This is a genomic window from Mesorhizobium sp. M0139, assembly GCF_040322455.1.
Lineage (GTDB): Bacteria > Pseudomonadota > Alphaproteobacteria > Rhizobiales > Rhizobiaceae > Mesorhizobium.
Genome location: NZ_JAMYTN010000011.1, coordinates 65,647 through 79,631 on the forward strand (window position 1 = coordinate 65,647; position 13,985 = coordinate 79,631).

Here is a 13,985-nt window from a genome sequence, read left to right on the forward strand (position 1 = left end):
GCTTCTCACTTTTCGGAATCGACAAGTCCGCGCACGAACCAGCGTTGCATCAGCACCACGATCAGGATCGGCGGCAGTATGGCCAGCATTGCGGTGACCATGACCAGATGCCATTGGGTATCGGCATCGGCGAAGGAGACCATCTTTCTAAGTGCGATGACGATGGTGTTCATGTCGTTTCTGTTGGTGACGAGCAGCGGCCACAGGTACTGCGTCCAGCCATAGATGAAGAGGATGACGAACAGTGCTGCGATGTTGGTGCGCGACAGCGGCAGCAGGATGTCGAAAAAGAAGCGCCATGGTCCGGCGCCGTCGACACGCGCCGCTTCCACCAACTCACCTGGGATGGTCATGAAGAACTGGCGAAACAGAAGCGTGGCGGTGGCCGAGGCGATCAGCGGAATGATCAGGCCGGCATAGGTGTCGATCATGCCGAGATCGACCATCACCTTGTAGGTCGGCAGGATGCGCACCTCGACGGGAAGCATCAGTGTGATGAAGATCAGCCAGAAGAAGACCATCCGAAGCGGAAAACGGAAGAACACGATCGCATAGGCCGAAAGGATCGAGATGAAAATCTTCCCCACCGCGATGCCGAGCGCCATGATCGTGGTGTTGAGCAGCAATCGGCCGACACTGACGCCGCCGATGCGGCCGACACCGCCGAACAGCGCCTCGCTGTAATTGTTCCAGACCTGGTCGCCGGGCAAAAGAGGCAATGGCGGCTTGAGGATGGTCTGCAGCGTCTGCGTGGAGGCAACGAAGGTGTAGTAGATCGGGAAAGCGACGATCAGGATGCCCAGGATGAGCACGGCGTGGGCGATGAGGGCGCGAAGCGGGGACTGACCAATCATCGCTCGCGCTCAACCGTAGTGGACTTTGCGTTCCACATAGCGGAACTGGATGGCCGTGAGTGAGATGACGATGACCATCAGGATGACCGACTGCGCGGCCGAATCGCCGAGGATCAAATTGACGAAACCGTCATTGTAGACCTTGTAGACCAGCGTCTCGGTGGCCTTGCCTGGCCCGCCGCCGGTGACGGCATGAACGATACCGAAAGTGTCGAACAGCGCATAGACAGTGTTGACGACCAGCAGGAAGAAGGTCGTCGGTGCGAGCAGCGGGAAGACGATGGTCCAGAAGCGCTTCGTCTCCCCGGCGCCGTCCATGGCCGCCGCCTCTATCAACGTCTTCGGCACCGCCTGCAGCCCGGCGACGAAGAACAGGAAATTGTAGCTGATCTGCTTCCAGGCAGCCGCAGATACCAGCAGGATCATGGCTTGGTTTCCGTTAAGCAAGGGATCCCAGGCGATGCCGAGACCTCTCAAGGCGTAGGCCAGCGAACCGATCGAGGGGTTGAACAGAAACAGCCACAACATGCCGGCAATCGCCGGCGCCACCGCATACGGCCAGATCAGCAGCGTGCGATAAAGGCCTCTGCCGCGCACCACCTTCTCGGCCATGACGGCAAGCAACAGGGCCACACCCATGGCGACGATCGCGGTCGCCAGAGAGAACACCAGCGTGACTTTGATCGAGTTGAGGTAGGCCGGGTCGGCCAGCACCTTGCGAAAGTTGGCGAGCCCGACGAACTTGCTCTTCAGCCCGAACGGGTCTTCCCTAAGCATCGACTGGTAGAGCGCCTGCCCGGTCGGCCAGTAGAAAAAGATCAGCGTAATGGCGAGTTGCGGCGCCACCAGCAGGTAAGGCAGGGTCTTGTTGGGGAAGACGACGCGTGGAGACAGGGTGATTCCCTCGCTATTCAGGAAATCGTCCACGCGGGTCCGCGTGGACGAGGTTCAACTGACAAATCGCTTCAGTTTCCGATCGCTTCCTGAATCGCCTTGTTGCCGCGTGCGACCGCGTTGTCGAGCGCCTGCTGCGCAGTCTGCTGGCCGGCCAGCATCTTCTCGAACTCCTCATTCTCGATGTCGCGCACCTGCGGCAGGTTGACGAGGCGCACGCCCTTCGAGTTCTCGGTCGGCGCCTTGCCCAGCATCTGCAGGATCGGCGTCTCACGGCCCGGGTTCTTGTCATAGAAGCCGGACTTCTTGGTCGCCTCATAGGCAGCGAGCGTCACCGGCAGATAACCCGACTTCTGGTGCAGATACTCCTGCACTTCGGTCTTGGACAGGTAGGAGAAGAACGCCGCGACGCCCTTGTATTCCTCGTCCGATTTGTTGCCGAACACCCACAGGCTGGCGCCGCCCGGCGTGGTGTTCTGGGGCGCGCCCTTGGCGTCACTATCATAGGGAAGCTGGCCGATGCCGTAGTTCATGCCCGACTTGACGATGTCACCGAGACCCCCCGACGATTCGGTGAAGATGCCGCATTCTCCGGCAAGAAAGATCTGCTTGGCTTCGGATGTACGGCCGCCATATTTGAAGGTGCCGTCCTTGGCCAGGTCGGCGAGCGCCTGGAAATGATTGACGAAGATCGGCGCATTGATCTTGAGCTCGACGTCGGTTCCGGCAAGTCCGTTCTGGTTGGTGCCATAGGAAACGTCGTTCCAGGCCGCGAAGGCCTCAAGGTGGATCCAGGTCAACCACGTCGAGGTATAGCCGCAGGAAGCGGCGCCGCTCGCCTTGATCTTCTTGGCGGCTTCCCACACCTCGTTCCAGGTCTTTGGCGGGTTGTTCACATCAAGCCCGGCCTTCTGGAAAATATCCTTGTTGTAGTAGAGGATGGGCGACGAGGAATTATAGGGGAAGGACAGCATGGTCCCGTCCGGCTTCGAATAGTAACCGACGATGCCGGGCAAATACTGGCTCTTGTCGAAGGTCACGCCGGCGCTGGTCAGCACATCGGCCACCGGTTTGATCGCACCTTCGGCTGCCATCATGACGCCGGTACCCACGTCGAACACCTGGATGATGTCGGGCGCTTGCCCCGCACGAAAGGCAGCGATGCCGGCATTCAGCGTTTCGGGATAGGTGCCCTTGAAAACAGGGAGAATTTCATAGTCGCTCTGGCTGGCATTGAAATCCTTGGCGATGTTGTCGACCACCTCGGCATTCGCGCCGGTCATGGCATGCCACCAACTGATCTGGGTGGCGGCGAAGGCGGAGGTGGTGGAAAGCAGGGTCAAGGTGGCGGCAACACCGGCCGCAAAGCCGAACAACTTCATGTTTCATCTCCCGTTTGTCATTGGCGAAAGGGGCGCTCCCGCGAACGCAATATGTGTCGCTGATGACAATCGGACAACGGATTTGTTGCTGTTTCGTGAATTTCATACCCGGCTAACTTCGCGCCCCCTCGCCTTGCAACGAGGACAGAGAGAAATGCCAAGCCGGCTCAGCGATAGAATGGGGCATGGTGGGCCTGCAAGGATCGCCGACCGCCCAGCGATGCGTGAAGGGCCCGCGTGACAGCGCCACGCACCTGCACCGTGCGGCCGCCAAACCGGCGCTCGGCCAGATCGAGATCGGCCGAGCGGCATCGCGCCAGGCGCTGCTGTAACCGTGCGTCTGGAATGAGACAGGATCGCCGCAACATACAACCCGAAAAACCCGCTGTAGTTGTAGTTCCCATAACCGATTCTTCGTCAAGCGTGGCATACTAATCAAGTGGACGGCTTGATTGCTGTGGGAGAGCAGGTGGGGCGAGATGCTGACGGTCTATAATTGTATCGTGCATGAGCACGATCTGAGACTGGTCGCACTGGCAGCGCTCATTTGCGGTATTTCTTCCTTCTCGGCGGTCAACCTGCTTCGCCATGTCGACCGCTCGAGCGAGCGCAACCGCTATACCTGGCTGATGATAGCAGCCACTTCCACCGGCTTCGGTATCTGGGCGACGCATTTCATCGCAATGCTTGCATTTTCTCCCGGAATCCCCAACGCCTACAATACGGAAATGTCGGCGCTTTCGCTCGCCGGTTCCGTCGCCCTGACCGCCGCGGGCATGTGGATCGCCACCTTGCGCCGGGGCATCGACTACCCTCTGGTCGGCGGCGCGGTCCTCGGCGCCGGTATCGCCGCCATGCACTATATCGGCATGGCCGCCTTCGAGGTCGAAGGGCGCATCGTCTGGAACCCGCTGCTGGTCGGCGTCTCGGTGCTGACAGGCGTCACCCTCGCCGCGCTGGCGCTGCTGGTCGTGTTGCGACGGCCGTCCATGCAGGCCACAATCGCCGCCGCCATCCTGTTGACGCTGGCGATCTGCAGCCTGCACTTCATCGCGATGGGCGCGGTGTCGATCTTCCCGGACTCCTCCATCGAGATATCGCAGTTCACGGTCGAACCGATGTCGCAGGCCTTCGCCGCCGCTGCAGTCAGCATGGCTATCCTGGTGCTTTCAGCCGCAGCATTGTGGATCGACCTGCGCTTCCGTCGTCACAAGATCGAGGCCGAGCGCATGCACGGCCTCGCCAACGCCGCCGTCGAGGGCCTGATCGTATGCGACGGCGCCCGCATCGTCAGCGCCAATGACAGCATCGCCGCGCTAACCGGCATTGCGCCGGAAGTGCTGAACGCGATGCTGCTTGGCGACCTCTTCGGCGAACGCACCGCGGCCGGCATGTCCGACTGCAGCGGACAGGCACAGGAAGCCGAACTCAGAGCCCATGACGGCGCCACCATCCCCGTCGAACTTATCGCAAGGAGCATCGACTATTGCGGCAAGCGGCACAGCGTTGTCGCCGTGCGCGACATCCGCGAACGCAGGAAGGCCGAGCAGGAGATCCTGCGCCTCGCCCATTTCGACCCGCTGACCGGGCTCCCCAACCGCCGCAGTTTCTCCGGCCGGCTCGAGGCCGAAATTGCCGCAATGGACCGCGGCGGCAAGGGTGGGCATCTTGCGCTGCTGCTGCTCGACCTCGACCGCTTCAAGGAAGTGAACGACCTGTTCGGGCATGGCGCCGGCGATGCCATGCTGCAGAAGGTGGCGCTATGCGCCTCCGCCGTGCTCCGCCACGGACAGATGCTGGCGCGTCTCGGCGGCGACGAGTTCGCCATCATCGCTCCGAACCTTCCCGATCCGCAGGCGGCCGGCCGCATCGCCGAGGCGGTGCTGGCGGCCATGCGCGAGGAAAACCGGCTGTCGGTCGGTGGCGGGCTGGTGTCGGCCAGCATCGGCATTGCACTTTATCCGCTCGACGCCGATGAGCCGACACTCCTGGTCAGCCACGCCGACACCGCGCTCTACCGCGCCAAGGCCGAGGGCAAGGACACTTACCGTTACTTCGAGGCCTCGATGGGCGCCGAGGCGCGAGACCGGCGCGTGATGGAGCACGAACTGCGCCAGGCGATGGCGCGCGATGAGTTTCGCCTCGTCTACCAGCCACAAAAGGAGATCAGCAGCGGGCGGATGGTCGGGTTCGAAGCGCTGATCCGCTGGCGCCATCCGCAGCGCGGCGACGTGTCGCCGGCGACCTTCATCCCGGTGGCCGAAGACAGCGGCGTCATCATCCAGATCGGCGAATGGGTGCTGGCGACGGCCTGCGCCGAGGCTGCGCGCTGGAAGAACCCTCTCACCGTCGCGGTCAATGTCTCGGCGGTGCAGCTCCACAATCCGAATTTCAGCCGCAAGGTGCATGAAGTCCTGCTCGGCTCCGGCCTGACGCCCGGCAGGCTCGAACTCGAGATCACCGAAACGGCGCTGGTCAAGGACATGCCGCGCGCGCTGGCGACCTTGCGCCAGGTGAAGGCGCTTGGCGTGCGTGTGGCGATGGACGATTTCGGCACCGGCTACTCCTCGCTGTCCAATCTCCGCGCCTTCCCCTTCGACAAGATCAAGATCGACGGCTCATTCATCAAATCAGTCGACAGCAACGGCCAGGTGGCAGCCATCGTGCGCGCCGTTCTGGGGCTTGGCCGCGGTCTCGGCCTGCCGGTTCTGGCCGAGGGCGTCGAGACGCTGGGCGAGCTGAAATTCCTCGACGCCGAGGCCTGCGAGATCGGCCAGGGCTACTATCTAGGCCGGCCCAGCCCGATCGAGGCGTTCAGCGAATTGACCGGCGTAGCGGCACCGGCGGCACAAGACGACGCCGGCGTCAAACAACGCGGCGGCAGCATCTTGATGCTGCCGCCGGCGGCGGCCCTGCGCTCAGCCTAGAGCAATTTCAGGAAAAGTGTGAAACGGTTTTCCGTCCGAAATTGCGTCGAAACAAAAAAGTTAGCGCGGGCCGTTTCGACGAAACGGTGAACCGCTCTAAGGGGCGAGTGCGGCCTCGACCAGGCGCTTGGCATCCGGTCCTGACCATTCGGCCGGTCCGTTCATATGCGCGATCAGGCAGCCTTCGCCATCGATCAGCATGGTGACGGGGAGGCCTAGCGCCAAGCCACGCGTCTTGACGTCGTTGAACAGCGCCAGCGTCGAATCGCGGTAGTAGCCGAGCGACCCGATGCCGATATCGGCGAGGAACTTCTTGGGCTTCACATCGTCGCCGGCATCGACATTGACCGCGACCACTTCGAAGGCATCGCTGCCCTTTTCCTTCTGCAAGGCGTCGAGCGCCGGCATTTCGGCGCGGCAGGGCGCGCACCACGTTGCCCACAGATTGAGCAGCACGGTCTTGCCGGCATGATCGGCGAGCGTCATCGGCTTGCCGTCGGGACCGTTGAAGGCGAGACTTTCCAGCGATTGCGGCGGATCGGCGGGCAGCAATGCCGCAACCTGGCCGGTGGCCGCGGCGGCAACTTTTTTGGCGCGGTCGCTCTTGGCGGCGCAGGCGACGTCGTCCTTGCTGTTGCCCGCGCCGGCCGCAGGTGCGCTGCCGGTGGCTGCGTTGTTGCCAGACCCGCTCTCGCTGACATATACCGCGACCGCGCTGGCCAGCACGCCCGCCAGCAAAGCGGCGAGGATCAGGCGCGGGGCCGGGAAGTATCTGCTACCGTCTGCCATTTTCTAAGACTGCTCCGGAGCACGGGTTATAGCGATGAGCGACAAGAAGGCCAGCAACCAGATGTGGGGCGGACGTTTTGCCTCGGGTCCGGCCGCGATCATGGAAGCGATCAACGCGTCGATTTCGTTCGACCGCAAACTCTATGCCCAAGACATAAGAGGTTCGGTCGCCCACAGCGAGATGTTGGCTGAAACGGGCATTATTTCGGCGGCCGATCAAGAAAAAATCGCTCACGGGCTGAACACGATCCTGAAAGAGATCGAGGCCGGCACGTTCGAGTTCTCGACCCGGCTGGAAGACATTCACATGAACATCGAGGCCCGCCTTGCCGATCTGATCGGCCCGGCCGCCGGCCGCCTGCACACGGCGCGGTCACGCAACGACCAGGTGGCGGTGGATCTCCGGCTCTGGGTCAAGGACGAGTGCTTTCGCGTCGCCGAGGCGCTGAAGGGGCTGATCTCAGCCTTGCTCGACCGCGCCGAGGAGCATGCGGCGACCGTGATGCCCGGCTTCACCCACATGCAGGCGGCGCAGCCGGTGACCTTCGGCCACCATTGCATGGCCTATGTCGAGATGTTTTCGCGCGACCTGTCGCGCGTCCGCGACGCCATCGAGCGGCTGGATGAAAGCCCGCTCGGCGCGGCAGCGCTTGCCGGCACCAGTTTTCCGATCGATCGCCACAAGACCGCCAAGGCGCTCGGCTTCCGCGAGCCGATGCGCAATTCCCTGGACAGCGTCTCCGACCGCGATTTCGCGCTGGAGTTTTTGAGCCTGGCGGCGATCTGCGCCACGCATCTGTCGCGGCTCGCCGAAGAAATCATCATCTGGTCGACGCCTCAATTCGGCTTCGTTAGGCTGTCGGACAGTTTCTCCACCGGCTCCTCGATCATGCCGCAGAAGAAGAACCCGGACGCCGCCGAACTGGTGCGCGGCAAGACCGGCCGCGTCACCGGCCATCTCGTCGGGCTGCTGACCGTGATGAAGGGCATGCCGCTGACCTACGGCAAGGACATGCAGGAAGACAAGGAATCGGTCTTCGACGCTGCCGAAACACTCGATTTGATGCTGGCTGCGATGACGGGCATGGTGCGCGACATGACGGTCAATGCCGCCGCCATGAAAAAAGCCGCCGGCTCGGGCCACGCGACCGCGACCGACCTCGCCGACTGGCTGGTGCGCGCGCTGGGCCTGCCCTTCCGTGAGGCACACCATGTCACCGGCGGCGCGGTGGCGTTGGCCGAAGAGAAGAAGGTGAGCCTTGAAAAGCTGTCGCTGGAGGATCTGCAGTCGATCAACCCCGGCATCACGGCAGACATCTTCTCGGTTCTGGCGGTGCAGAATTCGGTCAAGAGCCGCACCAGTTTCGGCGGCACCGCGCCATCGGAGGTCAGGAAGCAGATCCGCAGCTGGAAAAAGCGCATCGCCAAGGCATGATGCCGGGGTGCAATGCGCCTAAAACTCGGTTAAAAGCGCAGCACATAAAGTTTCGGACGGATGGATCGATGACCGCGAGCAGGATTTTGGTGACGCTGACGCTGCTGACGGCGATGGCTGCCGTGACCGCTTGCGGCCGTAAGGCTGGTCTCGACACGCCCTATGAAGCGGCCGTCCAGGCCCGCAAGGACGCCGAGCGCGCCAAACAGCCGGTGCCGCCAGAGCCGGAAAAACCGGTCGTGGACAAGAAGTTCATCCTGGACCCGCTGATCTAGAGCCGATGAGACCGGCTTGGTCTTTCTGGCCAGGTCTCGTGCTAACCAGGTCTCGTGCTCCAACTTCCGGAAACACTCTCGTGAACCATTTCGACTACCGCGACGGCGTGCTCCATGCCGAGGACGTGGCGATACCAGACATCGCCGCAAGCGTCGGCACGCCGTTCTATTGTTATTCGACGGCAACCTTGACGAGGCACTACCGGGTGTTCGCCGGGGCTTTTGCCGGTCTCGACACGCTGGTCTGTTACGCCTTGAAGGCGAATTCCAACCAGGCGGTGCTGCGGACGCTGGCAAAGCTCGGCGCCGGCGCCGATACCGTCTCGGAAGGCGAAATGCGCCGCGCGCTCGCCGCCGGCATCCCGGCCAGCAAGATCGTATTCTCGGGCGTCGGCAAGACCGCGCGCGAAATGGATTTTGCGCTCGAGGCCCGCATTCTCTGCTTCAATGTCGAATCCGAGCCGGAGCTGGAGTTGCTGTCGGCCCGCGCCACCGCGCTCGGCAAGGTGGCGCCGGTCTCGCTGCGCATCAACCCGGATGTCGACGCCAGGACGCACAGGAAGATCTCCACCGGCAAGGCCGAGAACAAGTTCGGCATTCCATGGCAAAGGGCGCGCCAGGTCTATGCCCGCGCGGCCGGTTTGCCGGGCACCAAGCCCATCGGCATCGATACCCATATCGGCAGCCAGATCACCGAGTTGCAGCCCTTTGACGATGCTTTCGCGCTTCTGGCGGAACTGGTCGGCGCGCTGCGCGCCGATGGCCACGCCGTCGAGCATGTCGATCTCGGCGGCGGCCTCGGCATCCCCTACCGCAACGACAACAGCCCGCCGCCTCTGCCCGATGCCTATGCCGATATCGTCAGGAAGCATCTGGCAAAGCTTGGGGTGAAGGTGATGTTCGAGCCGGGCCGGCTGATCGTCGGCAATGCCGGCATCCTGGTCTCGGAAGTGATATTCGTGAAGGAAGGCGACGCCAAGAACTTCCTCGTCGTCGACGCCGCCATGAACGATCTGATCCGGCCGACGCTCTACGATGCCTTCCACGACATCAAGCCGGTGGTGCAGCCGCCGGCCGACACGCCGCGCATGGCGGTCGACGTCGTCGGCCCGGTCTGCGAGACCGGCGACTATCTCGGCCTCGACCGTGACCTGCCCCGGCTCAAGTCTGGCGACCTCATTGCCGTCACCACCGCCGGCGCCTATGGCGCGGTGCAATCCGGCACCTACAACACCCGCCTTCTGGTGCCCGAGGTTCTGGTCGACGGCGACCGTTTCCATGTCGTACGCCGGCGCCAGACCTATGACGAGCTGATCGGCCTGGATTCGGTGCCCGACTGGCTTGCATAGGAGCTGCCACGCCGGCTGCGCTACAGCCGGTTCTGGACGAGCATCCTTGTGTCGGCGATCCTGTCCTCGTCGCGGCGGTAGAACGTCCATTGCTTGATGCGCTTGGGACGCAGCAGGCCGGCCTGGGTAAGCACGCGCATATGTTCGGAGAGCGTCGCCTGCGTAATGCCGAGCTTCTCCGCGATCAGCAGCGCGCAAACGCCGTCCTCGACCAGATCGCCATCTGCCTGGGCCGGGAAATGGGCCTGCGGATCCTTCAGCCAGTCGAGGATCTGCAGCCTGCGTTCGTTGGCGATCGCCTTGAAGACATCAACCTCTTGCATTTAGCCATTTTGCCAAGTTACTAATTGCTGTCAATCCCAAGGAGATGGTCATGACGAACGGCAACACCGTCACGCGCGAACGCATTGCCGCGATGGAACCGCGCATCCGCCGCTATATCAGGCACACGCCGGTGCTGCGCGTCGACATGGCCGATTTCGACCGGCCGCCGCTGGCGGTCGACCTCAAGCTCGAATGCCTGCAGCATTCCGGCTCGTTCAAGGCGCGCGGCGCCTTCACCAATCTGCTCGAACGGCCGGTGCCTGCGGCCGGCGTGGTTGCGGCTTCGGGCGGCAATCATGGCGCCGCGGTCGCCTATGCCGCCATGCGGCTTGGCCACAAGGCGACGATCTTCGTTCCCGAAGTCAGCCCGGCGGCCAAGCTGCAGCGCATCCGCGGCTACGGCGCCGAACTGATCGTCGGCGGCGCCCGCTATGCCGAGGCTCTGGCCGCCAGCGAGGCTTTTGCCGAAAAGACCGGCGCGCTGCAGATCCATGCCTTCAACCAGGAAGAAACATTGGTCGGCCAAGGCACGCTCGGCCTCGAAATCGAAAACGATCTGCCCGACATCGACACGCTGCTGGTCGCTGTCGGCGGCGGCGGCCTGATCGGCGGCATCGCCGCCTGGTTTGCCGGCCGCATCAGGATCATCGCCATCGAGCCCGAAGGCGCGCCGACGCTGCATCGCGCCTTCGAAGCCGGCCACCCCGTCGATACGCCGGCCGAAGGCGTCGCCGCCGATTCGCTGGCGCCCAAACGCGTCGGCGAGATGATGTTCCCGATCGCCGAGGCCTTTGTCGAACGCTCCATCCTGGTCACCGACGACGCCATCATCGCCGCGCAAAAGGCGCTGTGGGAGCGGGTGCGGATCATCGCCGAGCCGGGCGGCGCAGCGGCCTTCGCAGCGCTGCTGTCCGGCCGCTACACGCCGGCGCCGGGCGAGCGGATCGCCGTCCTTGTCTGCGGCTCGAATACCGATCCGGCGAAATTCTAAACCTTGCTTCGACTGAAGTGGGACGCAAACCCGTCAAAGCTTTTCAAGTTTTCCGGAACCGCCTCGCCTTTGCCGTGTTTGCTGGTAAACTTCTGCTTGTTGAGTCCGGGCTATCCCGCCCGGGCAGGAAGGGCCGATGACGGAACGCCCCATTTCCAGTGGCGATCGCAGCCTGGCCGGGCGGCTTGCCCTGAGCCGGCTGGCGACACGGGTCTCGATGACGGTCGAGCGCGGCTGGCCGCTGCTTCTGCCGCTGCTCATCGTCGCCAGCCTGTTTCTCAGCCTCTCCTGGCTCGGCCTTTTCCCCCGGCTGCCTGACATTGCGCGCATTATCCTGGTCACGGCGTTCGGTATTGCCACGCTGGCGGCGCTCTATCCGCTGCGTTTCTTCAAGCTTCCATCCGCCGCTGAAATCGACCGCCGTATCGAGGCCGCCAACCAGTTGCAGCACAGCCCGGTGCTGGTGCAGACCGACCGTCCCAGCGGCAAGGAAAGCATTTTTTCCCAGGCGTTGTGGCGCGAACACCAAAAGCGCATGGCCGACAAGCTCGGCAGCCTTGGCGCCGACCTGCCGCGTACCCGCGTGCCGGAGCGCGATCCGTGGGCATTGCGTGCCGTGGCGGCGCTGCTGTTGGTCACCGCTTTTGCCTTCTCCTTCGGACCGTCCGGCGGCAGGATGTCCGATGGTTTCAGTGCCCATGCGGCGCGCGACATCGTACCGCCGCGCATCGATGCCTGGGTGACCCCGCCGGCCTATACCGGCAAGCCGCCCATCTTCTTGACCGCGCCAGTCATCGATGGCAACGCCAAGCAGGCGGTTGCCACCTTCACCGTGCCGCAAGGCAGCGACGTCTCGCTGCGCGTGACCGGCGGCTCCGGCGAGGAAACGCTAACCTTTGCCGACAAGGGCGGCAATGCTCGCGCCATCGACCCGTCGGGACCACAGGTGGCGGCCGTCAAGGCAGCGGCGGTCAACCCGGCGACCCCCAAGCTGCGCCAGTTCACCGGCAAGCTGACCGCCGACGGCACGCTGACGCTGAAGTCGGGCGAAGCCGATCTCGGTCGCTGGGCCTTCGCGGTGATCCCCGACAAGCCGCCGACGATCCGCTTCGTCGGCGAGCCCAAGCGCGCCGTCAACGGCGCCTTCGAGCTCAACTACCAGATCGACGACGACTATGGCGCGGCCACCGCAAAGGCGGTTTTCGCGCTGGCCGATCCGGCGGCGCCCGATGCGCATCCGCTCTACGGTCCGCCTGACCTGCCGCTGGCGCTGCCGCGCCGCGGCGGCAAGGCGAACGCCGCCAAGACCACCAAGGACCTCACCGAGCACGTCTGGGCCGGCGCCAGCATCAAGCTGTCGCTTGTCGCCACCGACGATGCCGGACACACCGCGACCAGCGAGACCAAGACTATTGTGATGCCGGAGCGGCCCTTCGCCAACCCGCTGGCGCGGGCGGTGGTCGAGCAGCGCCGCCTGCTGGCGCTCGACGCCAATGCCAAGCCGCGCGTGCTCGACCTGATGGACGCCATCACGCTGCGGCCCGAGGACACGTTCGACAACATGTCGCATTACCTCGCCATCATGAGCGCCCGCAGCCGGCTGAAGATGTCGGACAGCGACGATCAGTTGCGCAACGAGGTTGCCTATCTCTGGGAAATCGCGCTCGGCATCGAGGAAGGCAATCTCTCGTCCGCCGAAAAGCGGCTCCGCCAGGCCCAGCAGGCGCTGCAGGACGCCATCAAGCGCGGCGCCAGCGACGAAGAGATCGAAAAGGCGATGAAGGAACTGCGCGAGGCGATGAACGAATTCCTGCAGGAATTCGCCGAGCGCGCCAAGCAGAACCCGAACGCGCCGCAGATGCAACAGAATGGTCGCGAGCTGCGTCAGAGTGATATCGACCGCATGATGGACCAGATCGAGAACCTGGCGAAGTCGGGCGACCGCGACAAGGCGCAGGAGCTGCTGTCGCAGCTGGAAAACATGATGAACAACCTGCAGGCCGGCCGTCAGCAGCAGGGCGGCGAGCAGGACAGCGAGATGCGCCAGCAGATGGACAAGCTGGGCGAGATCATGCGCCGCCAGCAGGAGATGATGAACGACACCTACCGCATGGACCAGATGCAGCGCGGAGATAATCAGCAGCCCGGCGAAGGCAATGGCGACGACCCGGACCAGCCGGGCGTCGGCAAGGATCGCGATCCTCTCGCCCGGCCGAAGTCGATGACACCGCAGGAATTCGCCGATGCGATGAAGCAGCTGCAGGAAGGCCAGGGCCAGTTGCAGAGCGAACTCGACAAGCTGAAGAAGGGCCTGGAAGGCATGGGCATGCAACCCAATGAGGGGTTTGGCGACGCTGGCAAATCCATGGGCAATGCCGAAAAGTCGCTTGGCGAAGGCGAAGGCGACCAGGCAGTCGGCCACCAGGGTCGCGCGCTGGAAGCGCTGCGCAAGGGCGCCAAGGAGATGATGAAGCAGCTGCAGGCGATGCAGGGGGACCAGGGCGGCAGCCAGGAAGGCGGCCGCCAACAGGACGCCGGCCGCGATCCGCTGGGCCGGCCGCGCGCCAGCCGCGGACCCGATTTCGGCGATTCGGTGAAGGTACCCGACGAGATCGACGTGCAGCGCGCCCGCCAGATTCTCGAAGCGATTCGCAAGCGGCTCGGCAACGCGCTCAGCCCCGACATCGAGCGCAGCTACCTCGAGCGGCTGCTGGAGCTGAAGTAGCCTCCAAGGCAACATCCGTCGAACTGAATGGTATCAGCGC

At 63.7% G+C, this 13,985-nt stretch carries 12 protein-coding genes; 7 read left to right on the top strand and 5 right to left on the bottom strand.

Translation table 11 applies throughout. The features are described from left to right. Window positions 1-5: 5 nt before the first annotated feature. The 3 genes from ugpE to ugpB all read right to left on the bottom strand — a co-directional run bounded on the left by ugpE (window position 6) and on the right by ugpB (window position 3,130). A complete protein-coding gene (ugpE, locus tag NKJ58_RS19665) occupies window positions 6-854 on the bottom strand; it encodes a sn-glycerol-3-phosphate ABC transporter permease UgpE (protein ID WP_352518500.1) in 849 nt (282 codons plus the stop codon). A gap of 9 nt (window positions 855-863) precedes the next feature. Beyond that, a complete protein-coding gene (gene ugpA / locus NKJ58_RS19670; RefSeq protein ID WP_023686696.1) occupies window positions 864-1,748 on the bottom strand; it encodes a sn-glycerol-3-phosphate ABC transporter permease UgpA in 885 nt (294 codons plus the stop codon). 71 nt (window positions 1,749-1,819) lie between these two features. Continuing rightward, window positions 1,820-3,130: a sn-glycerol-3-phosphate ABC transporter substrate-binding protein UgpB gene (ugpB, locus tag NKJ58_RS19675; protein ID WP_352853648.1), complete on the bottom strand. Its 1,311-nt coding sequence runs from the start codon at window positions 3,128-3,130 to the stop codon at window positions 1,820-1,822. Between the two features lie 185 nt (window positions 3,131-3,315). On the opposite strand from ugpB, the gene NKJ58_RS19680 reads away from it, so the two are divergent. Both NKJ58_RS19680 and NKJ58_RS19685 read left to right on the top strand, forming a co-directional pair. After that, complete coding sequence (locus tag NKJ58_RS19680; protein ID WP_023685332.1) at window positions 3,316-3,462, top strand: hypothetical protein; 147 nt, start codon at window positions 3,316-3,318, stop codon at window positions 3,460-3,462. Window positions 3,463-3,609: 147 nt separating this feature from the next. After that, a complete protein-coding gene (locus NKJ58_RS19685) occupies window positions 3,610-6,057 on the top strand; it encodes a bifunctional diguanylate cyclase/phosphodiesterase (RefSeq protein ID WP_352518501.1) in 2,448 nt (815 codons plus the stop codon). Window positions 6,058-6,153: 96 nt separating this feature from the next. On the opposite strand, the gene tlpA is transcribed toward NKJ58_RS19685, so the two are convergent. Further along, on the bottom strand, window positions 6,154-6,846 hold the full coding sequence (gene tlpA / locus NKJ58_RS19690; RefSeq protein ID WP_352518502.1) for a thiol:disulfide interchange protein TlpA: 693 nt from the start codon (window positions 6,844-6,846) through the stop codon (window positions 6,154-6,156). A gap of 34 nt (window positions 6,847-6,880) precedes the next feature. Here tlpA and argH point away from each other — a divergent pair, with 34 nt between their 5' ends. From argH to lysA, 3 genes are all read left to right on the top strand, one after another. Next, a complete protein-coding gene (argH, locus tag NKJ58_RS19695; RefSeq protein WP_023704313.1) occupies window positions 6,881-8,281 on the top strand; it encodes an argininosuccinate lyase in 1,401 nt (466 codons plus the stop codon). Window positions 8,282-8,349: 68 nt separating this feature from the next. Beyond that, window positions 8,350-8,556 carry a hypothetical protein gene (locus tag NKJ58_RS19700; RefSeq protein ID WP_023673325.1) on the top strand — a complete coding sequence of 69 codons (207 nt, stop codon included), beginning with the start codon at window positions 8,350-8,352 and terminating at the stop codon, window positions 8,554-8,556. 80 nt (window positions 8,557-8,636) lie between these two features. After that, a complete protein-coding gene (gene lysA / locus NKJ58_RS19705) occupies window positions 8,637-9,905 on the top strand; it encodes a diaminopimelate decarboxylase (protein ID WP_352853651.1) in 1,269 nt (422 codons plus the stop codon). Between the two features lie 20 nt (window positions 9,906-9,925). Here lysA and NKJ58_RS19710 read toward each other — a convergent pair whose 3' ends face one another. Beyond that, window positions 9,926-10,228 (bottom strand): ArsR/SmtB family transcription factor, encoded by a 303-nt coding sequence (locus NKJ58_RS19710; protein ID WP_023815687.1) that lies wholly within the window; start codon window positions 10,226-10,228, stop codon window positions 9,926-9,928. 50 nt (window positions 10,229-10,278) lie between these two features. Here NKJ58_RS19710 and NKJ58_RS19715 point away from each other — a divergent pair, with 50 nt between their 5' ends. Beyond that, window positions 10,279-11,220, top strand: a complete 942-nt coding sequence (locus NKJ58_RS19715) for a threonine/serine dehydratase (RefSeq protein WP_352853653.1) — start codon at window positions 10,279-10,281, stop codon at window positions 11,218-11,220. 136 nt (window positions 11,221-11,356) lie between these two features. Further along, a complete protein-coding gene (locus NKJ58_RS19720; protein WP_352853655.1) occupies window positions 11,357-13,945 on the top strand; it encodes a TIGR02302 family protein in 2,589 nt (862 codons plus the stop codon). Window positions 13,946-13,985: the final 40 nt, after the last annotated feature.